22 protein-coding genes are annotated in these 23,363 nt (G+C 68.8%); 2 read left to right on the top strand and 20 right to left on the bottom strand.

Annotated features, from left to right (window positions below; translation table 11 throughout):
• Window positions 1-47 precede the first annotated feature (47 nt).
• From ACWGCN_RS15055 to ACWGCN_RS14970, 18 genes are all read right to left on the bottom strand, one after another.
• Complete coding sequence (locus tag ACWGCN_RS15055; RefSeq protein WP_056810706.1) at window positions 48-356, bottom strand: transposase; 309 nt, start codon at window positions 354-356, stop codon at window positions 48-50.
• Window positions 353-2,644 carry a hypothetical protein gene (locus tag ACWGCN_RS15050; protein WP_379313400.1) on the bottom strand — a complete coding sequence of 764 codons (2,292 nt, stop codon included), beginning with the start codon at window positions 2,642-2,644 and terminating at the stop codon, window positions 353-355. Before ACWGCN_RS15050 ends, ACWGCN_RS15055 begins: the two co-directional genes overlap by 4 nt.
• A 7-nt stretch (window positions 2,645-2,651) precedes the next feature.
• Window positions 2,652-4,148, bottom strand: coding sequence for an SCO6880 family protein (locus tag ACWGCN_RS15045; RefSeq protein WP_378988993.1), 1,497 nt, complete (start codon window positions 4,146-4,148; stop codon window positions 2,652-2,654).
• On the bottom strand, window positions 4,145-5,596 hold the full coding sequence (locus tag ACWGCN_RS15040; protein ID WP_379313399.1) for a hypothetical protein: 1,452 nt from the start codon (window positions 5,594-5,596) through the stop codon (window positions 4,145-4,147). The genes ACWGCN_RS15045 and ACWGCN_RS15040 overlap by 4 nt, the downstream gene beginning before the upstream one ends.
• A gap of 56 nt (window positions 5,597-5,652) precedes the next feature.
• The gene (locus ACWGCN_RS15035; RefSeq protein WP_378626938.1) at window positions 5,653-6,468 is read right to left on the bottom strand and encodes a hypothetical protein; all 816 of its coding nucleotides are present in this window, start codon (window positions 6,466-6,468) and stop codon (window positions 5,653-5,655) included.
• The gene (locus ACWGCN_RS15030; RefSeq protein WP_378988991.1) at window positions 6,465-7,061 is read right to left on the bottom strand and encodes a hypothetical protein; all 597 of its coding nucleotides are present in this window, start codon (window positions 7,059-7,061) and stop codon (window positions 6,465-6,467) included. The genes ACWGCN_RS15035 and ACWGCN_RS15030 overlap by 4 nt, the downstream gene beginning before the upstream one ends.
• 8 nt (window positions 7,062-7,069) lie before the next feature.
• A complete protein-coding gene (locus ACWGCN_RS15025) occupies window positions 7,070-7,315 on the bottom strand; it encodes a hypothetical protein (RefSeq protein WP_371852067.1) in 246 nt (81 codons plus the stop codon).
• Window positions 7,316-7,323: 8 nt separating this feature from the next.
• Window positions 7,324-7,617, bottom strand: a complete 294-nt coding sequence (locus tag ACWGCN_RS15020) for a hypothetical protein (protein ID WP_056815437.1) — start codon at window positions 7,615-7,617, stop codon at window positions 7,324-7,326.
• A gap of 94 nt (window positions 7,618-7,711) precedes the next feature.
• Window positions 7,712-8,353 (bottom strand): hypothetical protein, encoded by a 642-nt coding sequence (locus ACWGCN_RS15015; RefSeq protein ID WP_449966109.1) that lies wholly within the window; start codon window positions 8,351-8,353, stop codon window positions 7,712-7,714.
• Window positions 8,350-9,204 (bottom strand): MinD/ParA family ATP-binding protein, encoded by an 855-nt coding sequence (locus tag ACWGCN_RS15010; RefSeq protein ID WP_378626934.1) that lies wholly within the window; start codon window positions 9,202-9,204, stop codon window positions 8,350-8,352. The genes ACWGCN_RS15015 and ACWGCN_RS15010 overlap by 4 nt, the downstream gene beginning before the upstream one ends.
• Before the next feature lie 9 nt (window positions 9,205-9,213).
• Complete coding sequence (locus ACWGCN_RS15005) at window positions 9,214-10,425, bottom strand: hypothetical protein (RefSeq protein ID WP_452459205.1); 1,212 nt, start codon at window positions 10,423-10,425, stop codon at window positions 9,214-9,216.
• Between the two features lie 52 nt (window positions 10,426-10,477).
• The gene (locus tag ACWGCN_RS15000; protein WP_452529039.1) at window positions 10,478-12,127 is read right to left on the bottom strand and encodes a cutinase family protein; all 1,650 of its coding nucleotides are present in this window, start codon (window positions 12,125-12,127) and stop codon (window positions 10,478-10,480) included.
• Between the two features lie 198 nt (window positions 12,128-12,325).
• Window positions 12,326-14,698, bottom strand: a complete 2,373-nt coding sequence (locus ACWGCN_RS14995) for a RelA/SpoT family protein (RefSeq protein WP_101467044.1) — start codon at window positions 14,696-14,698, stop codon at window positions 12,326-12,328.
• A 307-nt stretch (window positions 14,699-15,005) separates the two neighbouring features.
• Window positions 15,006-16,022, bottom strand: a complete 1,017-nt coding sequence (locus tag ACWGCN_RS14990; protein ID WP_452459203.1) for an alkaline phosphatase family protein — start codon at window positions 16,020-16,022, stop codon at window positions 15,006-15,008.
• 219 nt (window positions 16,023-16,241) lie between these two features.
• Window positions 16,242-16,871, bottom strand: coding sequence for an NUDIX hydrolase (locus tag ACWGCN_RS14985; protein WP_452459202.1), 630 nt, complete (start codon window positions 16,869-16,871; stop codon window positions 16,242-16,244).
• A 68-nt stretch (window positions 16,872-16,939) separates the two neighbouring features.
• A complete protein-coding gene (locus tag ACWGCN_RS14980; RefSeq protein ID WP_452459201.1) occupies window positions 16,940-18,256 on the bottom strand; it encodes an adenylosuccinate synthetase in 1,317 nt (438 codons plus the stop codon).
• The gene (locus ACWGCN_RS14975) at window positions 18,253-19,200 is read right to left on the bottom strand and encodes a hypothetical protein (protein WP_387444439.1); all 948 of its coding nucleotides are present in this window, start codon (window positions 19,198-19,200) and stop codon (window positions 18,253-18,255) included. The genes ACWGCN_RS14980 and ACWGCN_RS14975 overlap by 4 nt, the downstream gene beginning before the upstream one ends.
• A 92-nt stretch (window positions 19,201-19,292) precedes the next feature.
• A complete protein-coding gene (locus ACWGCN_RS14970; protein ID WP_452459200.1) occupies window positions 19,293-19,811 on the bottom strand; it encodes a winged helix-turn-helix transcriptional regulator in 519 nt (172 codons plus the stop codon).
• Between the two features lie 92 nt (window positions 19,812-19,903).
• On the opposite strand from ACWGCN_RS14970, the gene ACWGCN_RS14965 reads away from it, so the two are divergent.
• Entirely contained in the window at window positions 19,904-20,347 is a 444-nt protein-coding gene (locus ACWGCN_RS14965; RefSeq protein WP_452459199.1) for a nuclear transport factor 2 family protein, read from the top strand.
• Here ACWGCN_RS14965 and ACWGCN_RS14960 read toward each other — a convergent pair.
• Window positions 20,265-21,935, bottom strand: a complete 1,671-nt coding sequence (locus ACWGCN_RS14960) for an ABC-F family ATP-binding cassette domain-containing protein (protein WP_452459198.1) — start codon at window positions 21,933-21,935, stop codon at window positions 20,265-20,267. The genes ACWGCN_RS14965 and ACWGCN_RS14960 overlap by 83 nt on opposite strands.
• A gap of 233 nt (window positions 21,936-22,168) precedes the next feature.
• Here ACWGCN_RS14960 and ACWGCN_RS14955 point away from each other — a divergent pair, with 233 nt between their 5' ends.
• Window positions 22,169-22,777 (top strand): GNAT family N-acetyltransferase, encoded by a 609-nt coding sequence (locus tag ACWGCN_RS14955; RefSeq protein ID WP_452459197.1) that lies wholly within the window; start codon window positions 22,169-22,171, stop codon window positions 22,775-22,777.
• Between the two features lies 1 nt (window position 22,778).
• Here ACWGCN_RS14955 and ACWGCN_RS14950 read toward each other — a convergent pair whose 3' ends face one another.
• Window positions 22,779-23,351 carry an adenine phosphoribosyltransferase gene (locus ACWGCN_RS14950; RefSeq protein WP_378626917.1) on the bottom strand — a complete coding sequence of 191 codons (573 nt, stop codon included), beginning with the start codon at window positions 23,349-23,351 and terminating at the stop codon, window positions 22,779-22,781.
• Between the last annotated feature and the right edge of the window lie 12 nt (window positions 23,352-23,363).

Genomic DNA, 23,363 nt, shown 5'->3' with positions numbered 1-23,363 from the left:
CGGTCCGCGCCGGGCGCCGATTCGCGCAACGTCCGCCGCGGCGGAGTTCATGTTCGGCGCCGGGACTCGTTGAGCGTGTCGGCGAGCGTGCGGTTCATTTCCGCGGCGGCGGCCAGCTGTTGTTGCAACAGCGCCACTTTGCGGCGTAACGCGGTGGCGTCCATGCGGTCCAGGCTCGGGTCCTGGGTCGCGCGGACCCAGTTGCGCACCGAATTGGCGTGCACGCCGATCTGTTCGGCCACCATCCGGCAGGCCTCCGATTCGCTGCGCAACTTGTCGGTCAGCGCGACCACCTGGGCGACGGCGGCATTGCGGACCTCCGGCGAGACCCGGCGATAGGACCGGTGCGGCATCATTGCTCACTCCCGTTCGAATAGTCCGGCGTGCCCCTTGGGTTGTCGCCGAACTCGCTGAAGCGCTGGTTCGTGTCGTGGATTCCGCTTTCTCGCTCCGACACCGTGAACTCCATGTGGAAAGGAATGCCCGGCCGGCGATCCTCGCCGACCTTCAGCAGGAACTTGCCGGTACCGGGCGGCGACGGCCGCTGCTGGCCGGGCTTGAGCGCCTCCCCGGTGAGGGCCTGCGGCGCCGACCAACTCGTCACCATTTCCTGCTCGGCCGAGGTGAACGGCACCGTGGAGTCGAGCCTGCTGATCTCCTCGGCGGGTAGCGCGCCGAAGATCTTGGCGCGCGCGCGTTCCAGGAAGCCGATGGCCTTGGCGATCGCGGCGTCCGACCCCAGCGCCTGCAGGTCCTTGATGGTGTGGCTGATCATGATCAGGGCGGTGGCCAGGCCACGCTGCAGACGGGTCAGTTCGTCGACGCGGTCGACCATGAAGTCGCCGAGCCCGAGCACCTGCCACAGCTCGTCCATCACCACCTGGAAGTAGCGCTGCGGGCCGAGGTCCGCGTCGGCCAGCACGTGCGCGGCCTCGACGGACGCGAAACCGTCTGCCCAGCAGGCCAGCATGACCGCGGCCTTGAGCTTCTTGTCGCCGCTGGGGATGTGCGAGACGTCGATGCACACCGCCACGGCGCTGGTGTCGATCGGAACGCTGGTCTGGCCGTTGAAGATCGCGCCGAACGGGCCCTGGGTGAGCGCGCGCAACGATCGGCGCAGTCCCTTGATCGCGTTCTGGTATTCGTCGGCGTTGTCGGCGCCCGCGTCGAGCATCATCTCGGCGCCGCCGCCGACGATCACCTCGAGCAGGTTTTCCATGATCGGCGGTTTGTCGGGGGTGAACCCGCCGGGCTGGTAGAGGATGCGCAGCGCGGTGGCGATCAGCGTTTCCTCGAAGTCGGCGACGCGGGCGCCGCGAACCAGTTCCACCAGGCCCGCGATCAACGTCACCTGCCGGGCGCGCAGATCCTGCAGCACCTGACGTTGCAGTGCGGGTTCGTCCGCCAGGCGTGGCACCACCGAACCGAGCACGCCCGCGGCCAGCGGGTTCAGCTTGCCGTGTCCGTAGCCGAGGTCGATCACCTGGCCGCCGACGAGTTCGACCATCTTGCGATAGTCGGGTTTCACGTCGGCCAGGATCAGCGGGGTGATGCCCTGGGCGATGCCGCCGAGCACGATCCGGCGCACCAGCGAGGACTTGCCGAAACCGTTGAGGCCGAGCACGAACAGGCTGGGTGCGGTGATGAAACTGCCGCGCATGAACCAGTTCATCGGGTCGAAGCACACCGGGGCGCCGGTGTGCAGGTGCGAGCCGAGTGGGGTGCCGATCAACGGCGCACCGGCACCGACCGACCACGGCCACAGACCCGCGACCTGGGCGGTGGTGGCGCGATACTCGACCGGGCGGCCGACGACGTTCATCTTGCCGCCGCCCGCGCCCGAGTACCCGCGGTCGGTCAATTCGGCGGTGGTGCGGTCGAACCCGTCCTTGACCACGGCCTCGGTGCGCGCGTGCGCGTTGTTGCGGCGCAGATCGTCGGTGTGGATCCGGAACGTCGCCCAGGCCGCGCGCAGACCCGACTGCTCGCGGGCGATCATCTCGTAGCGGGCGCGGGTAGCGTCGTCGAGCAGCGAGGGGCCTTGCGAACGCCGGTCCGGCTTGGTCGATTTCGCCGACCGGCCCGAACCCATCGCCCGATCGGCGGCCTCGTCGGCCCGGACCGCGCGCACCGCCTTCGCGGGCCGCGCCTTCTTCATCGGCTTCGGTGCGGCCTGCTTGGGACGCCGGCGCGGATCACCCTGTGGGCGTTCGTGTTCCAACCGGGGACCGTGATCCTGGTCGCGCAACCCACGCTCGGCGCGCGCCCTGGCGCCCCGATCGGCATCGGGACGCGGACCCCGCGTCCGCCGCTCGCCCTCGCGCGATCGACGCGGCTCGTCCTCGCGTGGCCTGCGTGGCTCCTCGCCACGGGGCCGGGGTGGACGACCTCGCTCGGTGCGGGCTTCGTCCCGTGCCCGGTGCTCGACCGGTGGACGGCCTTCGGCCGTGCGTGATCCCCGCGCCGAGCCTTCTCGCTCGTCGCGGTCGGTGCGCTCGTCGAGGCCGAGCACGTCGTCGCTCACGCGCGGCGCGCTCCCCGCGGGCCGTGGCTCGCGTTCGCCGCGGATGCGCGGCGGCCGGTGGACCGGGCGCAACGCGACGTCGTCGCGATCGCGCACCGGGGGTTCGTAGTCGCGTCCCATAATCGCCTCACCCCGCCAATGCCTTCGGAATGGTTGCGTGTTCGGGCAGGATCACGCCGCAACCGAGAGATGCCGCGAACGCCGCGGACTGGTAGCGGTAGCAGCGCCGGATCTTGAGCCGAGCCTGCGTGGACAGGTCGCGGGTGATGGCCTCGATGCGGGGCAGGTCACCGCGCAGCGGTTCGGTGATGGTGACCAGCGCACCGAACCGGGTGACACCGTGTCCGCGCGCCTGCTCCTCGCGCGCCTGCTGGGTGGCGCCGACGCGCAGCGTCGCCGCCGCCGAGACCACGCCGCGTTCGCTCTGCTGGGCCACGAGCGCGTTCTTGAAGTCGTCGTCGACGATCTCGGCGGCGTCGGCGGCCGAGTGCGGCCGGTAGACGATCGCGATGCGTTTGCGTGGCACTTCGGGATTGGGCGCGAGCAATCGCTGCAACACCCGCTCGTCCACCGCGCCCTCGGGCGCCGCGTCCATCTCCCAGGTCACCGAGCGGCCGCCGTCGTGGATCAGGTGATCCCACTTCTCGTCGTAGGACACCGGACCCGCGTCGTCCCAGCCGAGGCCGTGCCCACCGGGATCGGCCGCGGCCACCTCGAGGTCGGCCTGCGAGGCAGGGTCGTAGCTGCGGCGGATGAAGGAGATGACCTCCTCCGCCGACATCGGCTGCGCCCGCACGCCGGCCTCGGCCAGCGCCGCGCAGATACCGGGCAGCCTGCGCCCGATCTCCACCGCTTCCTCGGCCGGGTTCTTGCGCCGCTCGGCGGTGGTCGCCTTGAACGTGATCGCCACCCGCGGCAGCAGTTGCACACGCTCCTGCGGCAATTCGGTCGCCAGCTCGTACATCACCTGCTGGGCCAGATCGGGGGCTTCGGGGCGGGTGATCGTGGACACCTCGTTGAGCAACCGGTTTCCGGTCTCGGGCACCGTGTCGATCACCGGCACCACCGCGACGATGTCGCTGGTCTGCCCGACCGAGGCGAGGAAGGTGCCCCAAGCCGCGACCCAGCGATCGATCACCGGCTGGTCCACCGCCTCGTGCCCCTGCGGCCAGGCCCGCAACACCACCGTGTACTGCGCGAACGCGGGCAGATGGATCATCCCGAAGTGATACCCACCGGCGTCGATGCCTTCGTAGAGCTTCGACGGCGCGAGCAGCCCCGGCAATTTCGTGACACCGCCGGGGATCCGGGAGAACCGGCCACCGCGATACACGTGCTCGCCGTTGTTGCGCGAGCGCCTCCAGTTGAACATCATCAGTCCCGTCTCATAGCCCGAGCGGCCCCCCGTCCGCCACACCAGGGGCACCATCACCAGCGCACCGAGCCCGCCGACGACGAGGCCCCATTTGAATCCACCGACCATCGCGCAGATCAGTGCCGTGATCACCACGACGAAACCGATCACGGTCTCTTCCCAGCGCAGGCCGAAAAGGCCCGCGCTGCGCGGTTTCTGCCACAGCCCGTACGAGCGGCGCTCGTAGGTGTCGGTCGCCGAGGTCGTCATCGCGGAATCGTGCTCCTGCCGAGGTCGGGTGAACGATTCGCCCAGCGGTCACCGGCGACGTCGCCCATCGATTGGTCCGCGCGCGAGGTGGTGTTGGCCGCGGTCCGAGCGGCCGCCACATTGCGGGCGCCGGCGGGTACCGAGCCCGAACTCGTCGTCGCGGGCGCGGGCGCACCCCCTCGTGGTGGCGGTGTCGGTCGTGGCGCCGCGCCACCGCCGCCGCTTCCCCCGCCCCCGCCGGGTCCACCGGGCCGCGGACCCGCACCGCCATTACCGAAGTAGCCCGCGGAGCCGGGCGCCGCCACCGGCCGAGAGGCGACAGCCTTGGTGCCGATCGCACCGAGCCCCATCGCCGCTACCGCCGCACCACCGGCCACCATCAGACCCGAGCCGCCGGTGCCGACCGTGGCCACCGCGGGCGCGACCAGGCGCATCAGCGCGGGCAGCACGAACGCCACGCTGCACAGCAACACCAGCGCGACCAGCATCCGCTGCGCGTCCTCGCCGCTGGGCAAGCCGCCGGAGTCCGTGGTCTCGTCGACGTGGCCCGCGGTGGTGAACGCGATCATGTACACGATCGCGGCCACCGGTTTGAACAGCATGAACGCGATGATCCAGCCGACCAGTTTCTGATACGACTGCTTGCCGGTGCCCGTCGCCGAGGCGGCGGCGGCCAGCGGCAGCACGCCCGCGGCGACCACCAGCAAACCCTGCCGAACGATGGCGAGCACGATCTGGGCGAGCGCGCCGAGCAGGCCGACGATGGCGATGATCAGCACCAGGCCCGGCGAAAAGGCCTGCAACTTACTGGTTTTCACCATCAACTCGGCCATGTTCTTGGCATTGCCGCCGGTGGCGTCGTCGATGATCCACTCGGAGAACTTGTCCGACGCTCGCGTACCCGCGACGATCACCGCACCCAGCATCCACGAACTGAACACCACCCTGGCGAACAGGCGGAACGATTCGGCGGCCTCGCTCACGGCCGCCCCGCGTCTGGCCTCGGCCAATCGGCCGCCGGTGATGATCACCGAGGCGATCAACAGCAATATCTGGATCTGATAGGTGTAGTCGTTGATCTTGGTGAACAGTGCCCCCGAGTCGCTCACCGCCTCGTTGGGCACCTTCATCCAGAAGGTCAACGCCAGGATCAACGCCTCGCCGAGGCCCTTCATCAGCGAGTCGACCACCTTGCCGAAGGTGGAATCCCACGCCTTGTCCTTGACCGCGGTGGCCGCGTCGCCGGGATGGGAGGCGGCATTGCCCGCCTTACACACCGCCGACGCCGCGTCGCCGAGCGAGACTCCGGGGATCGCGACGCTGTCGAGGGTGTCGTGCAGTTCGTTGCACGCCTCGTCGAAGCCGTAGGTCTGGCCGTAGGCCACCGTCGGCGTCGCGATCATCACGGTGAAGATCACCGCGAAAATGGTGACGATCCGCCTCAGCATAGTTGGCACCCCTCGATGGTCCGCGCGGAATCGATCCGGGCTGTGCTGTACCTCGATCACCATGTCGTCCACCCCGCCAGCGATTCCACGTATTCGGTCTGGGTATTTGCTGTCGTCGACGGTTTGAGCCGCCAGTCACCGGCGTCCCACACCACGATCATCCGCATCGCGGCGTACAACTGCTTGCCATCGATCACCGGACCGCGCGAAGCCAGCCGCACGATCGCCAGATCCTCGGCGAAATCGTCGATCTTGAACGCGTCGGAGGCCACGAAATACCGGGTCACCTTCTCCGGCTGCTGTTTGGGCAGCCGCTCGCCCGACAACGCGGAGTCGTAGGCGGCCAGCTGCGCTGTGCTGACCCGCAATTGCGTCACATACAGGTCGCGGTCCGCCGGGCGGGCGTTGAGCCGGTAGGTGATCTGCGCGGCGGCCAGTGCGGCGCCCTGTGGTGTCCGCGCGTAGCCGACGGCGAGCCCGTCCTCGATTCGCGACGGCCCGTCGGAAGTGGAGAACGGCACCGACGCGCCGTAGACACGCTGCCAGCCGTGCGGTTTCGTGGTGCCCTCCGGCGCGCCGGTCAGCCAATCCGGGTCCGCGGCGGTACGTTGCGTACCCGGTTGCTGGGCCAGCGGCTGACCCGCCGGGTTGTTCGGGATGTCCACCCGCCTGCCGAGCAGGTCGACCTCGGGTTCGGCGAATCCCGTTCCGCCCGCGGCCTGGGCGGGCGGCGGCGCGTTGTCCACCTCGCTGCCGCCGTCGCGAGTGAAGTACACGACGGCGCCGACGACCATGATCAGGGCGAGCAGGGCACCGGAGGCGATCATGCCGAAGGACGCGCGGTCGCGCGTGCCCGGCTCCTTCTCGCTCACTGCGGTGCCTCCAATGTCACAATGTCCTGCGGTAATTCATCGATCGGGTCGACCGGCCGGTCGGTGGACCGGGGATCGGGTAACTGCAGCCGCCAGTCTCCGCCGTACCAGCTCACCGTGGTGTGGTTCACCGCCCGTGACCGGTCGGAGTATTCGGTATAGACGTCGACAGTCGTTCGCTCGTCACGATATTCGGTAATTTTGTAACCCAACAATTTCGGCGCGTACTCCGCCGTGGCGGGTCCGGTGATCGACAGCTGTACTCGGTTGATCGCCCACTCGTCCCGCGCGGGCCCCGGGACGAGTTCGGCGTTCACCACCTGGGCCCACTGACTGTCCGGCGCCACCGACAACCGGATGGTGTGGGTCAGTGCCGCCAGCCCGGCCCCGCGCGGGGAATGCTCGAACCCCGTCGCGGCGCCCTGCCCCACTGTTTTCGGGCCCTGATCGGTGTGCGGCAGGGAGATGCCCTGGTAGTCCTGCCAGCCCACCCCGGTCGGCGCGGCTGTCAGGTCGGGGCCGGTATCACCACCGCCGCCACAGCCGACGGCCGCGGCGAGCAATGCGATACCGACCGCAACCGGTCGTGTCACTGTGGAATTCATGCCGGCAGGAAGGCCAGCGCGATCGCCGACGCGGTGCTGGCCACCGAGGCACCGATCAGGCTCATCAGGACGCCGTGTGAGGCGTCGTTGACCGCCAGGTCGCTGCGGAACGCGATCCACAATCGACCCGCCGACAGGATCATCCAGGCCAGGCACGACAGCAGGACGAACCAGAGCAGCCAGTTGAGCAACTGCATCATCGGCGCCAACACGTCGGCCGGGATCTGTTTATAGGCGAGCACGGTGATCACTAACCGATGACCGCACTCATGATCGTGCCGGCGCTGGTCGCCACGACGCCACCGATCATGGCGCCCGCCACCATCTTCGGCGATTCGAGACCACCACCGGTCCAGCGCTCCCACGCGAACTTGCCGCCCGCGTAGGTGATGCCGCAGATGCCCGACAGCAGCACGAACCAGGTGAGGTAACGCACCAGCTGCAGGATCTTCTCCGAGCCGGGAGGAGCCTCCGGGGTCGGGTTACCGACCTGGGCCAGCACGGTGCCGTACGTGTCCTGCACGGCGAGGAGGAGCATGCTCATCGGGTGCCTTTCTCCCACAGTAAAGGTGTTGTGCCACAAACACTTCGACGACGACACACGTTTGTACACCACCGACCGGCGAACCGCCCGGCGTTCATGATCGACCCTGACCCGACGTGGGCGGGCCGAGACTGGTGCGGATCGCGGCGACCACATCGGTACCGAGGTCACCGATTTCGACCGGCACGTCGTCGAGCGGGTCGGGGCGGCGCTTCTTGACCGCCACCTCGTCGCCCGGCGACCACACCGGAAGCGCATCGGACTCCACCAGAGTCCATTCCTCGAACCACGGCACCTGCCAGACGTGCCCGGCCAGCGAGCCGACCACCTCCCGGTAGCGCCGGATCTCCGGTGCCATCCGGCCGGGGCGCGCGGCCACGGTGATCAGGCCGAGAACCAGCGCCGGGCCCGCGAGCCCGGCGTGATGCTGGCGCAGCAGATCGTGCGCACGGGTGAGTCCGGAGATGGTTTCCCTGGCGACCAGGACCACATAGGGGGATTCGCGGTCGAACACCCCGGGCCAGCGCCCGCGCGCGTCGGCGGCGGGGGCGAGCACATGCGACAGCGTGGTCGCGCCCGCGCCACCGTGCACGCCGAGCAACCACACCAGCGGCGCCCGGCCGACCCCTGGCACCGGGCGCTCCCAGATCTTGGCGCGCAGCGATTCTGGCGGCGCGACTACACCGGCGGGGGCGTCCGGTTCACGACGACGACGAAGATTCATGGCTGCCGTCATGATGCCACCCCCGCGAGCAAGCTCGCATACGCCGAACGCGTCGTCTCGGCCAGCTCGGCGTGGCGGACGAGTTCTCCGCGCGCGAGATGCGGATCGTAGGGAATCTCGACGACCTCGCGCACCCACCCCGACAGGTGCTCGCGCAAATGCTCCGCTACGCGCGAGTCGTCGTGCGAATACTGATGCGAGACAACGATAGTGGTGTCGGCGACCACACCGGCACCGTCGTCGCCGTAGTGGTCGTCGAGCCATTCCAGGGTCACGCGCAGCCGGTTGGCGGCGTCGACGCGGGCCGGGATGGCCAGCACCAGTGCGATATCGGCATCGTCGAGCAGGGGTCGCAGTTGCCGTCCGGCAATCGGGTTGCCGCCGTCGTAGACCGCGGTGTACCCACCGGTGTCCAGCGCCCGCGCGACAGTGAGAAATGTCGCGCGGCGGCGCAGTGGGGTCGCGTCCCGCCAGAGCAGCCCGAACCCGGAGGTGGAGCGGGACAGGCAGTCTTCCAGCGGCGCCGGTTCGTCGTCGCCCCGGCCGTACACCCAGGACTGCAGGTTCACCGGGTGCAGGTGCTTGTCGGCCCCACGCAGCGCGATGTCGCTACCCGCCGCGGTCGCGTCGACCGCCACTGTCGTCGCACCCGCGGTGACGAGCTCCGCGGCCAGGCCGAGCGCGGTCGTCGTGGTGCCCGCGCCGCCGCAGCCGCCGACCACCAGGATCGGCCTGCGAGTGCCGTCGCGGCGCTCACCGTTGCGACGCCGCAACCGCACCACCGGAGCCGGATCACGCGCCAGGTCATCGGACGGGTCCCCCTCGGGGGCCTCGTCGAGCCATCGGCTCCAATCGTCTGTCATCGCCTCTCCTTACCCTGCCGCGATGCCCGTGATGAGCGTGCGATCGCCGACCAGCGCTGTCCGCACCGATTGCTTGGTGTAGGTGGCCGGTGCGCCCGCGGGCCGGAACTCGGTGACCTCCACGGTGAACCGGTCGGCCGCGACTGTGGTGATCCGCACGCAGTGGGTGGTCCCCACCGGGATGGTGTCGATACCGCGCTGGATCACGGCGGCCGGCGAGACGTCGGCGTCGGGGGTGACCACCGCTCTGGCCTGCGCCCCCGATCGGGTCACGTAGTAGGCGTACTGGAAGGCGAGGACAGCGTCGGGGCCCGAGTCGGTGCCGCCCGCTTCGGCGCTGCGCAGCACGATCTCGGTGCGTTCGGTCGGGCACGAGCCCGCGGTGTCGGCGGTCAGGTTGCCCGCGGTGAAGTGCAGTGGCGGGGCGGCGTTGCGGGCGGTGTTGCTGTCGCCGCGCCCGAACAGCAGGAAGAACACCCCGGTCGCGGCGAGCACGAGCACGAGGACCGAGACCGCGAGAACCACCCACGTGCGCTGACGTTTCCGGTTCGCCCGCAGGGCGCCGGAGGGCTCGAGCACACGGGCGTTGTCGTATTCGTCGGCGGCGGCCTCCGGCCAGGGAAACTGGACGAGCTCGGCGTCGTAGTCGTCGTCGGGGCCGGGTGCCGGTTCGGCGACCCAGTCCGACCAGCCGCCGGTGAAGTCGCTACGGCGTCCGGCAAGTTGCGCGGGAGGCGGTGGCGGGGGCTCGGGCTCGGGCTCGGGCTCGGGCACATCCTCCGGTTCGGCCGGGGGGTACGGCCGCTTGTCGCCTTCGGCCGCGCCCCAGCCCGCGGATTCGGTTGTCGTGTCATCGAACTCGGTGGCCCGACTGACGGGGTCACCGTCTTTCGGCTCGGACTCGACGTTCCAGCCGTGCGCGTCGCCGGCAACTTTCGCCTGATGACCCGTCTCCCCGCCCTGCGAGTCGCCGGTGGCGGTCGGCTGAAAGTCGAGGGCGAGGCTGAACGGTTCTGGCTGCCGCTCCCCTGCCGTGGCGCGATCCGGCGCCGGCTCGGCGATCGGGGCGGCGCCGGGACTCGTCGAATATCGGTCGATGCTGTCGTCGTCGCCCGTCACCGGTTCGGTGGTGTCCGGACGCACAGGGGCACCGGTCTCGGTCTCGGCCTCGGGCTCCAGCGCCGAGTACCAGCGCGACAATTCGTTGTACGACTTCAACATTCCCCCCTTTCCACGGCGCCGGGCACAGTTCGCATCGAAGACCTCTCGGTGATCAGTTCACAGAGAACGGACGGGTGGTGGGTGCGGTGGTTACGGGTGTCGCGGCAGGCGGAGTCGTCGCGCCGCCGGATGAGGCGCCATCGGCTCCTGTCCCGAACGGAAATTGTCCCCCACCGGAGGGTTTGGTTGTCGTAGACGCGCCGGTCGGGCTCTGGAATATTCCCATACCACGCGAGTCGGACCCGCCGACCGGTACCGTTCCCTTCCCGGAAACGCCTGCCGCGTCGTGGGCGAGCGCGGCGAACCACCGGCCGACGTACTCCGTCGGGGTGGCGCCGTTCGCGCCGACGCCCATCCGCGAGTACGCGTCATGGCGTTGCAGCGTGTCCCAGTAGCGCACCCAGGTGGTGACGTCGAGGAGTTCGGCGTTGTCGGTCACATTCTGCTGGACCGCGGTGAACGCCTCGTTGACCAGCCGAACCCCGGTGGTCGGCGGCACCAGTTGCGGGACCGCGCCTGCCAGTTTCGTCCCGAGCAGCGTCAGTCCGGCCAGCGGATTCGACAGTGTGGCCGTGGCCAATTCGCTGATACTCGCCGGGCTGATCACCGACTTCACCACGGTGGCGACAGCGTTCAGGCCGATCATGCCGACCTTCAGCAGCGCCTGATACGCGGCGTTCATGTCGAGCTTGCTGTTCGGGTCCGAGGCATCGGACACTCGCTGTGAGATCGACTTCTTCGGCGAGATCGACACGTCGGCCAGGGTGGCGCCGGAGATGTCCTCCTCGACCACCGCGGTGGCGGTTTTGATGGAGGTGAACGCCAGCGCCTGCGCGATCGAGGTCAACGAGCCGATCGGATCGCCGCCGGAGAGTTTCGACTGGCTCATGAGGTTGGTGACGGCGCGCACGATCGGCGCGCCCTGCGGTGCATCACACGCGAGATCGCCTGTGGCACAAAAGCTTGCGACACGACCGGTCAGTTTACCGAAGTCGTCGGTCTGCTCGCTCTGCGGGGCGAGCCCACCACCGGAGGCGACCCCTTGACGCACGGCACCGATGTTCGCCACCGCGTCGCCGGAGGTTCCCGGCGCCGCCAGTGGTGCGGTCCGGTCGGGCGCGCCGGGAAACAGTGGCGCGTTCTCGGCACGGGTCGGGTCGGCGAACAACGCGACCGCGGCGACCTTGTCCGCGGGCAGTGCCCCGGTGCCCGCTCCGACCTCCTGGGCGAACAGCGAGGCGACGTGGGCACCTTGGGAATAGCCGACGACCGCGAACCGGGTGTCCGGGCAGCGCTGCGCCACCTGGGTCGCCATCGCGCGAAGTCGTTCCAGGCCCCCGGCCACCGATTCGGTGTACGGCACCGCGCCGCCCTGGACCGCACCGCCGAAACCGGCCTCATAGGGCACGTACGCACGATCGACGAGGCCCGGGTCGGCCGCACCGGCGAACATCGGACGGAACACCGTCGACAGCATCCCGGTGTCGGTGCTGGGCGCCGCGTCGGGCGAGGACTCACCCGTGCCCTGAATTCCCAAGGCGTAGAGCGCCGGACACGCGGCGATGGATACGTGTGTAGACGGCGTGGTGGGTGTACCGTCTTCCGCGCCGGCCACCCCCGCCGTAACCGACAGCGAAGCGACGGTGAACGCGATCAGCGTCCCCGTGAGTCGTGTCGTGCACCGAGCCATATCGATCCGCATCACAGTCCGTTTCGGCTGACCAGTGGAGCGTTGAAACGCACTAAACCGTAACAGATTCCGGGTAACCCAACCGCTGCCCTAATCGGCCCTTTCGCTGCCCCCGGCAAACCCGATGCGACCAGCAACCTTTCGGCGATCACCTGGGCAGACAGCGGCCCGGGCACCCTCGCGAGGAGAGTGCCCGGGCCGTGGTCGGGGTCAGGCGGCGGAGGTCACCCGGTACACGTCGTAGACGCCTTCGACGTTGCGCACCACATTGAGCAGGTGACCGAGGTGCTTGGGGTCGCCCATCTCGAAGGTGAACTTGCTGATCGCGACACGGTCGCCATGGGTGGCCACCGAGGCGGACAGGATGTTGACCTTCTCGTCGGCCAGCACCTTGGTCACATCCGAGAGCAATCGGGTGCGGTCGAGCGCCTCGATCTGGATCGCGACCAGGAACACCGACGAGGGCGAGGGCGCCCATTCGACCTCGATGATCCGCTCCGACTGCTCCTGCAGGGAATCGGCGTTGGTGCAGTCGGTCCGGTGCACGCTCACCGCGCCACCGCGGGTCACGAAGCCCATGATCTCGTCACCCGGCACCGGCGTGCAGCACTTGGCCAGCTTCGCGACCGTTCCCGGCGCACCGGGAATGAGCACGCCGGCGTCCCCGGTGACCCGCTGACGGGCCGGCGTGGTCGACGGTGTCGACCGCTCGGCCAGCTCGTTCTCCACATCGCCGATGCCGCCGAGCTGGGCCATGAGCCGCTGCACCACGTGATGCGCCGACACCTGGTGCTCGCCGACCGCGGTGTAGAGGGTGGAGATGTCGCTGTAGTGCAGCTCGTGCGCGACCGCGGTCATCGCCTCGACACTCATCAACCGCTGCAGCGGCAGCCCGACGCGGCGGACCTCCTTGGAGATCTGCTCCTTGCCGCTCTCGAGCGCTTCCTCGCGCCGTTCTTTGGCAAACCACTGGCGAATCTTGGCTTTCGCGCGCGGTGAGACCACGAACTTCTGCCAGTCGCGACTGGGTCCCGCGTTCTGCGCCTTGGAGGTGAACACCTCCACGACTTCGCCGTTCTCCAGCTGCCGTTCCAGCGCCACCAGGCGACCGTTCACCCGCGCGCCGATGCACTTGTGCCCGACCTCGGTGTGCACCGCGTACGCGAAGTCGACCGGAGTGGACTTCTGCGGCAGCGTGATCACATCGCCCTTGGGCGTGAACACGAAGATCTCCGGCGACTTCAGGTCGAAGCGTAGCGATTCGAGGAACTCCGCGGGGTCGGCGGCCTCCCGCTGCCAGTCGAGCAGCTGACGCATCCACGCCATGTCGTCGACTTCGGCGGCGTCACCGGAGTGCTTGCCCTTCGTCTCCTTGTACCGCCAGTGCGCGGCGATGCCGAACTCGGCGGTCCGGTGCATGTCCTGCGTGCGGATCTGCACCTCGAGCGGCTTGCCGTCGGGGCCGACCACCGTCGTGTGCAGCGATTGGTAGACGCCGTAGCGCGGCTGCGCGATGTAGTCCTTGAACCGCCCCGCCATCGGCTGCCACAGCGAGTGCACGACGCCGACCGCGGCGTAGCAGTCGCGGACTTCCTCGCACAGGATCCGCATGCCGACCAGGTCATGGATGTCGTCGAAGTCTTTGCCCTTGACGATCATCTTCTGATAGATCGACCAGTAGTGCTTGGGCCTGCCTTCGACGATCGCGTTGATCCGCGACGCGGCCAGGGTGTTGGTGATCTCCGCGCGCACCTTCGCCAGATAGGTGTCACGCGAGGGCGCGCGATCGGCGACCAGGCGCACGATCTCGTCGTACTTCTTGGGGTGCAGGATCGCGAAGGCGAGGTCCTCCAGCTCCCATTTGACCGTGGCCATCCCGAGGCGGTGCGCCAGCGGCGCGATCACCTCGAGGGTTTCCTTGGCCTTCTTGGCCTGCTTCTCCGGCGGCAGGAAACGCATGGTGCGCATGTTGTGCAACCGGTCGGCGACCTTGATCACCAGCACACGTGGGTCGCGGGCCATGGCGATGATCATCTTGCGGATGGTCTCGGCCTCGGCCGCCGCGCCCAGGTTGACCTTGTCGAGTTTGGTGACCCCGTCGACGAGGTGGGCGACTTCCTGCCCGAACTCTTCCTTGAGCTGCTCGAGGGAGTAGCCGGTGTCCTCGACGGTGTCGTGCAGCAGGGCCGCGACCAGGGTGGTCGTGTCCATGCCGAGCTCGGCCAGGATGTTGGCGACGGCGAGCGGGTGCGTGATGTAGGGGTCGCCGGACTTGCGGAACTGCTTGGCGTGGCGTTCGTCGGCGACGTCGAAGGCGCGCTGGAGCAGGCCGAGATTGGCCTTCGGGTACAGCTCGCGGTGGACGGTGGCCAACGGTTCGAGCACCGGCTTGACCGCCGCGATCCCCCGTTGACCGGTCATCCGCCGGGCCAGCCGCGCACGAACCCGCCGAGACGCCGAACTGGGCACCGAGGCTGTCGGGGACTGCTTGGCGGTTTCGGGGGTCTTCGCCGGTGCACCCTGGCTCGGCGTGGCGCCGGTGGATTCCTGCCCAACCTTCGCCTCGCCCAGTTGTCGAGTCATGCCACCACCTCTCACGCTGCATTCGGACCTTGTCGGCCGAGTGCTGCAACCGCCCAGGTCCTCACTTTAGTCCTCGTACCGACCTGGCGTTCGAGTCACCGGGGTCACAGGCCTGCGGCTAATCCGCCTCTTCGCGGTTTCTGCCGGTCGTTCCCGGGCAGCGTAGTGAGTTTCCGGGAGTGCGGATAGGTGTTCGACAGGTTCGGAGGTCCCCGGCGCGTTTCCCATCTCCCAGCGTGATCAGTGGTTTTGTTCGGGACCGAGTCGCGGATCCCGCCGGAGCGGGAGTGCCTGGGGGCGAACCTGTTCAGCGCTCATCGCCTGGCATCGGGCGGGTGCGGAGACTGTGGCCGTCGAGACGGCCGGGCGGGGCGGCGAGGAGGTCGAGGACGGTGGGCGTGAGGTCCACCAGGGTGTGGGCGCTGATCACGGTGCCCGGGGTGAAGTCGGGGCCGCGGGCGATGACGAAGTTGGCGGTTTCGGCGGGGGTCTGCCCGCCGTGGCCACCGGCCGGGAGGTGGCCGTGGTCGGTGGTGACCAGGACGGTCCACTGTTCGCGGGGATGAGCGTGCGCGCGCTGGTCGACCGCCGCGACGATCTGGCCGACGAGCGCGTCCACCCGGCGAATCGCGGCGAGATAGGCGCGGGACGCACCGCCGTGCCGGTGGCCCGCCAGGTCGATCTGGTCGAGGTGGGTGAAGACCAGATCGGGGCCGGAACGCTCGATCGCGGACACCACTTCGGTGGCGGTCGCGGCATCGGTGGCCGACTCATCGGGATCGTCGACGACGGGTGCGGTGGTGAGGGCGATGTCGGCGCGCCGGTCACCGGTGGCGGCGATCGTCGCGATCTGATGCCAGGTGCCGATGGACACCGTGTGCCGAGCGGGGTCGGCCCGTTCGATCCGGGTGAACACGCTCGGGTGCGCCAGGAACGGACTCGCGTCGAATTCGTTGCCGGTGATCCCGTGCTCGGTGTCCCACACCCCGGTCAGCGCGCTGGCCCACGACGGCCCGGAAATCGTGATGTGCCCCGCGATGGTCCCCTGCGACAGCAGCCCTTGCGCGGCGAGATGCCGCAATCGCGGTGCCTGTGCCGCATCGGCCTTGTCGAACATCAGCCCGTCGATCCCGATGACGACGACCTTGTTCACCACCTCGCCCGCCCCGCGCCGTGGAGCACCGAACGCGGCGGCCGCGTCGACCCTCGCCCCCACGTCGTCGAACGCCGCTACCGAGCCTGCCGTCGATCCCACCAGCGGAATCGTCACCAACGCCGTCACCAGCGCTGCGAGCACTTTCGCCGGAGCCGACATCTCGCGCATGTCCTCACGATGCGGGATCGGCACCGACGCGGCGAGGCCGACGTGACGGTGTTCATCGACGTTTCATCGGCTTCGCACGCATCGGACGCCTCGCTGAACATCCCGCGAACGGGCGAGGCGAGTTCCGCCGCCTCGGCGCGCACGCCGAAATACTGCCGCAGGCAAGCGATCTCACCGATGGCGATACCGAGCGAGAGTCGGAAATCCGGTCGCCGGGGCTCAGTGTCCGTCGACGTCGAACGCCCACACCACAGCAGGCCGCCCGGTGGCTTTCACCCGGCGACGTTCACCGGTCCGGCCGAGCCCTGGAATCGCGGCGAGCGTGCGGTTGAGGTTGGCCGGGTCGGGACGAGTGCCGTGGAGGGAGGTACTGAGATCGACCGCGCGGGTGGCGGGGAACTCGGTGCCCGCCAGTGCCCGGGTGAGCGTCGGGTCCTTCCACAGAAGTCCGGCCAGCAACGCACGACTGGTATCGACGATGCGATTGTGGTCGAACGCCAGCGGCGGGACCTCGTCGAAGCCCACCCACTCGGCGGGTCCCTCGTGCTCGGCGACCACCGCCCACATCGCGATGGCCAGCGTCGGCCCGCGCGGGTCGCGGTGTGGTTCGTCGAACGTCACGAGCTGGCCGACCGCGCCGACCGCCGCGGGTGGCACCCCGAGTTTGGTGTGGACGGCGCGCCGGGCCGCGTCGACGAGACGTTCGCCGCGGCCGAGTAGCACACCCGGTAGCGCGAGTTCGCCGGTGAACGGCTCGAACTCGCGGGGGGCGATGCCGATCCGGACGCCATTGTCGGCATCCCAGCACCGCAGGGTCACCACATCGATCGACACAACGGATTGCTCCACGTCATCCCATCCTGCCTCGAGCTGCTCTGCTCCGGGCGCAGTACGTTGTCACCGGCCGGTACCGCGGTTCACGGTACGGATGCTCCGATTCTTCCCTGCCCACCGACATCAGCGGTCCGCTCCCTCCGGTCGGCGACCGAAGCCGCGACAGCGCGGTCGCGCCGATCCGGGCCGTGCCCGGTCAGCACCACCGGTACCCGCAACCGCTCGGCCAGCCACGCTGCCGGGTCGGTGTCGATCGGCACGAGAATCGGTGTCGCAGTGAGGAGTTGACCGGTGAGCCGCTGCTGGTGACCGAGATCACGCCACCGGCCGGGGACCAGTTCGGCCGATCTGCCCGCCGGCGTCTCGTATGCCTCTGCGGCGCAGAGGGTTCCGGGCATGTCGAGGTGGTTGACGACCAGCCCGTCGATCCCGCCGCACACGTCGACGGCGTAGCGCAGCAGGATCGGATCCAGGTGTCCCTGCCGAAACGCACCCTGATAGTGCCCGGTGCCGTTGTGCGGTTCGGGAAAACCGAGCGGTGCTTCGGTCGGCAGCGGACCCGCGCCGTGCCGGGTCATATAGGTGCGGGTCACGCCGAGAACCGCGGCGGATCCGCCGATGTCGCGGATCATGGCGCGGGCGTTGCGTGGCTCGACCGTCGACCAGGTGGTGTGCGGGTGCAGGCCGCGCCACTCGTCGAGTAACACACCCTGCGCGCCCTCGAACACCAATCGGCCACCGTGCGCGATCCGGGCGAGTTCCTCCGCACCGGTGATGCGGACGGCTCGCGCGAAATCGCCGTACATCGCCACCAGGGCATCGATCGATTCGTACCCGTGCGCGCTGGGGCCGATGAGGTCCTCGTAGTGCGCCGCGAGCCGATCCAGTTTGGCGCGCAGCACGGCAGGAGCCCGGCAGTCGGCAACGCTCGGCGCGTCGTTCTCCAGTGCGTACCAGGCTGTTTCACCGATACCACGGCCGCAGGAACCGTGCCGCGAAGTACCCCTCGCGTCCTCGCGCGCACGGTTCGCCGCGATGTGGATCGGCGTGGTCAGCAGGGCGCGGCCGTCGACGGCGAGCAGGCCGAGCGGGTCGTGCACACCGAGCGCCGCCACCTGTTCGGACTCGGCGGCGAGCGCGATCGGCTCGACCAGCATGTGCCGCGACAGCAGCGTCGGGACCCCCGAGAAAGTCCCCGATCCGAATTGCGCGAAGGTGTGGTGGCGACCGTCGGCCACGACGTTGTGCGCGGCCTGCGCACCGCCGTTGAACCGCACCACGGCCGCCACCCCGAGATCGGCCTCGGGCGAGCACAACCAGTCGACCGTGGCGCCCTTGCCCGCGTCACCGAAGCCCAGATCGACGACGACGAGGTGCCTGTCACCGAACACCTGGCTCATCGCCCCGGCGGCAGCGCGCGCGGCGCCTGGCCGGGCTTCGAGCCGAGCGCTCGGCCGACCGCATCGGCCTCGTCACTCGATCCGACGTCGCGCAGATCGGCCAGACCGGTGTCGAGATCGACCCGATCCTCGCCCAATCCGATGGTCAGCGCGATCAGTTCGCAGACCGCGCCGGGGTCGTCGAGTTTCAGGAAGTTCTGCCCGAGCAACGCCCGCCAGTGTTCGGCGATGTCCGGATCCCGGTAGTACGACGACTGATTCGGCAGGATGTAGTACACGTGCCAGCGCCGCTCGAGTTCGCGATAGATCGACTCGACGGACACGTCGCGGCGCACATGGTCGCCGATCACCGCCCTGATGTGCCGGGCGGCCAGGCGAGGCTTGTTCAGTTCGTCGCCGATCAGGAACAGGTATCCCTTCTTGCCGCGCTTGTCCCATGCGTCCGTCGCGACATGCTCGGCGACGAAATAAGCGGCCAGTTCATAGCTTTCGGACTTCTGCCCGCCCCCGCCGCCTTCGAGCAGGATCGCCCGCAGCTGTTCGTCCATCCGGTTGTCGGATTCGAACTGCCCGACCTGCAACGGCACCCGGTCGGTGTCGGCGTCGCCGATCGCGCCGAACAGGACCTGCGGGTCCTGCGCGTACCCCTTGTTCTTCAGCAGCCCGTGCAGCTTTCCCAGCTTGTCCTGCATGATGCGTGGCACCCGGCCCATCGACCCGGTCACATCGAACAGCACGGCGACCGGCAGTGAGTTCCCGTGCTCGGCCGAGTCCCGGCACTCGCGCGTGCCGACCCCGAAGGGATCGAGCAGCGGATGCGCGCACCACGTGTCATACGGCTTCGCCCGCATCTCGGCCGTGTACCCGAAATCGTCCACCCCCTGCCGCGCCCGATACGTCTTGCCCGCCCGGTAGGCGGTGTCATCCCAGTTCCCGTACCCCATCCGAACCACACCCTCTCGCCTTGATCGTTGTTTTAGTCTATTCAACTAAAACAACGATCGTCAAGGCGCCGGGGCGAATTCGCCGGAGCCGATCAGCAGGAGGCAGCGCCGTCCGGCAGAGGCGTCAAGCGCGAGGCGACGAGAACGACACCGGGACCGGGCCTACCGCCCGGGCCGGCATGCCAGGTGACATTGTCCGAGGCGAGCGGAGCGGCGCAGGCTCGACAGACGACGACACCCTCGGTCACGTGACCGCAGTCGCGGTGAACCACCGACAGCGGCGGCCCATCCGCACCGGCGAGCCAGCGATCTCCCCACGCCAGCAGCATGGTCAGGATCGGGTAGAGATCGCGACCGCGGTCGGTGAGGACGTACTCGGTGCGGGTCGGGTTCTCCTGGTACACCCTGGTTTCCACGATCTCGTGGTCGCACAGGGTACGAAGACGATCGGTCAGCACATTGGACGCGATGCCGAGGTCTCGACGCAGGTCCTCGAAGCGGCTGATGCCGAGGAACAGGTCGCGCAGGATCAGGGGAGTCCACCGCTCCCCCACGATGCCGACGGTACGGGCGATCGAGCACGCGATATCGGCGAGGTCCACTTTTGCCATAGCACTCAGAGTAGTCCATTGCTTTTTGCAAGTCAGCTGGTTACGGTCGGGAGGCACCTGAAGGATTCGCCACAGAGGAAGGTGTATTTCCCATGCCCGACGCCCTTGCCGATCCGGTGTCCACCGATTCGGTCGCCCGATTCCGGCGCGCGACCACCGACAACGACATCCCCGCCCTGCTCGACACCTTGACCGACGATGCCGAGCTCATCTCACCGGTGTCGGGGCGGCTCGTCTTCCGTGGCCGAACCGACCTCTCCCCGTTGCTCACCCTCGTCTATCGCGCGGTCAGCGATCTGCGATGGACCGACACACTGGGCACCGGCGACACCCGAGTCCTGTTGGGCGAAGCGAGGTTCGGGCCTTTCCGGATGACCGAGGCGATGGTGCTCGACCTCGATTCCGACGGCCGCATCCGGCGCATGCGCCCACACTTGCGTCCCTGGCTCGCGCTCACCGCGGTGGCGGTGTGGTTGGGCCCGAATCTGCTCCGGTATCCGGGAGCGGTGCGCCGGGCCGCGAGTTCTGGGCGGTAGCCACCGGACCGTCTTCGGCCAGGCCGTCCGGGGTGAGCTCGAGCCTGCGGGTGACCCCGATGTCGTCGAGGAAGCGTTCGTCGTGGCTCACCACGATCAGCGCACCCTCGAAACTCGCCAGTGCCTGGGTCAGATGAGCCAGGCTGGGCAGGTCGAGGTTGTTGGTGGGCTCATCGAGCATCAGCAGCCGGGGAGCCGGTTCGGCGAGCAGCAGGGTGGCCAGGGCGGCGCGCAGTCGTTCACCGCCCGAGAGGGCGGCGGCCGCGATGTCGGCGTCGGCGCCGCGGAACAGGAAGCGCGCGAGCTGACCGCGGATCTGTTCCGGTGTCGCGTGCGGTGCCGCGGCGGCGACATTCTCGAACACCGTTCGCGTTTCGTCGAAGACATCGAGTCGCTGCGGCAACAACCGCCACGAAACCTTCGGTCCCTCGGCGACGATCCGACGCAGCAGGGTGGTTTTGCCCGCGCCGTTGCGGCCGGTCACCGCGATCCGCTCCGGTCCGCTCACGCGCAGGTCGACCACCGGACCGTTGGCCAGCTCGACCTGTTGTAGGTCGAGCACATCCTGTCCCGGATACAGCCGGGTGCCGGGGAGCTCGACGCGGATCTCCCGGTCCGCGCGCACCAATTCCTCGGCCTGATCAAGGGTTTCGCGGGCAGAGTCGAGTTTGTCGATATGGGAGTTGCGCAGTTTGCCCGCCGATACCTCCGCGGCGTTCTTGCGCAGTCCCGCGACGATTTTCGGTACCCGCTTGTTGTCCTGCATCTTCTGTGCGAAGCGCGCCCGCCGGTCCAGTTTCGTTCGGGCGTCGACGAGTTCGCGCGCCTGCTTGCGCACATCGCTGCGCGCATCGCGAACGGCGGCGCGCGCCGTTTCCTGCTCGGCCGCGATGATCCGCTCGTAGTCACTGAAACCACCGCCGAAGGAGCGGATTTCGCCCGCGCGCAGTTCGGCGATGCCGTCCATCCGATCGAGCAGTTCGCGATCGTGGCTGACCACTATCACGGTGCCCGCGAACTGCCGGATCACCTCGTAGAGCCGCCCGCGAGCGACCGCGTCGAGGTTGTTGGTCGGTTCGTCGAGTAGCAGCACGTCGGGTTCGCGCAGTAGCTCGGCGACCAGGCCGAGCAGCACGGTTTCGCCACCGGAGAGGGTGTCCAGGGTGCGGTCGAGGTCGTCGACCGAGGTGGCGACATAGTCGAGACCGAGCTTGCCGAGCAGTGCGACAGCCTCGTCCTCGATCTGCCAGGACATGCCGACCGTGTCGAAGTCGGCGGGCTCGCCGGCGCCGCTCTCGATACGGTGCAGCGCGCCGCGTACCTCGGCGATACCGAGCACCGCGTCCACCCGCTGACCGGTCTGCATGCCCAGGTCCTGCCGGAGATAGCCGAGACTGCCCGGCACGGAGATCGACCCACGCACCGGCTTCAGTTCACCGGCGACCAGCCGCAACAGCGTCGATTTACCGGCCCCGTTGCTACCGACGAGACCGATCTGACCGGGGCCGACGACAGCATCGAGCCCGTCGAAGACAGCGGTGCCATCCGGCCAGTGAAAGGTGAGATCGGACAAGGAAAGAGAGGTCATGCGGATCCCCTGGAGGTGCGACGGAAACACGGTGCGCAGAATGCGGACCGTCCGAGAGCGCTACCTCAAGAAATCAACGCGTGGCTCCGATCGCCGGGAACAAGACCCTTCATTGATAACACCGAGCTACCCCGACGCGCCACCCCTTTTCTCCTCCTGTGAGGCCCGTCATGGAAAAGCTAGCCTGGACGCGAGTCGCCATCTCGTGGGCGAACCCGGATCGAAGGAGTGCGATGGCGACGATTGTGGTGCGCAACGCGGCCCGGCACGATGTCGGCGCGGTGGCCGAGACGCTGGCCGCGGCGTTCCAGCACGACCCGGTGATGAGCTGGATCCTGCCGGATCCGGATCGGCGTGCCGCCGGCCTGCCCCGGTTCTTCGCCACGATGGCGCGCCACCTCTTCCTACCGGCGGATGCCTCCGACCTCGCGCTGCGCCCCGACGACACGGTGGGCGGCGTGGCCCTGTGGACCCCACCGCACCGTCAGAACCCGTCACCCCTGACCGAACTTCGCACGCTGCCCGGTATCTGGCGCGCGTTCGGCCGCCGCACCCTGGCCGGCAAACAGGTGGGTGACCTGCTGAAGAAGAACCATCCGACCGAACCACACTGGTATCTGGCGATGCTCGGCTCCGCCCCCGATGTCCGAGGCGGAGGTTACGGGAGCGCCCTGCTCCACAGCCGGCTCGACCGCGTCGACGCCGAGCACGGTGTCGCCTATCTGGAATCGAGCAACCCGGTCAACGTCCCGTACTACGAACGCTTCGGCTTCGTCGTGACCGGCGAATTGCAGGTCCCGGGCGGCCCGATGCTGTGGCCGATGCTGCGGGCAGCGCGCTGAGTCAGATCTTGACGATCGAGCTCACCGGGTAGTCACCCTGGTGCTCGCGGCCCTTCAGGAACTCGAGTTCCATCACCACGGCGGCGGCCACCACCTCGGCGCCGACCTCCTTGAACAGGGCGGCCGCGGCGGCGAGAGTGCCGCCGGTGGCGAGGACGTCGTCGAGCAGCAGAATCCGCTTGCCCTCGAGGTCGACGCCGTCGGCGGGGATTTCCAGTGCGGCGGAACCGTATTCGAGCTTGTACTCGCGTGAGACGACCGGCGGCGGGAGCTTGCCGCCCTTGCGGATGGCGAGCACGCCGGTGCCGAGCGTCGCGGCGACGCCCGCTCCGAGCAGGAAGCCACGCGCGTCGACGCCTGCCACGAGGTCGGCGTCGGGCGCGATGGCGGCGAAGCAGTCGATGACCGCGCGGAAGCCGACGGCGTCGGCGAACACGGGAGTGAGATCGGCGAAACGCACACCCGGCGTGGGGAAGTCGTCGTGCCAGCGGGTCAGCCGGGTGACCGCGGCGGCCGCCTCGGCGGTGCGCTCACTGGCCTGATCGTCGGACTCGACCACCGCGTGCTTGCTCATCAACCCTCTTTC

The sequence above is a fragment of the Nocardia sp. NPDC055050 genome, assembly GCF_053608345.1.
This window is presented reverse-complemented; position numbering and strand designations above follow the sequence as displayed.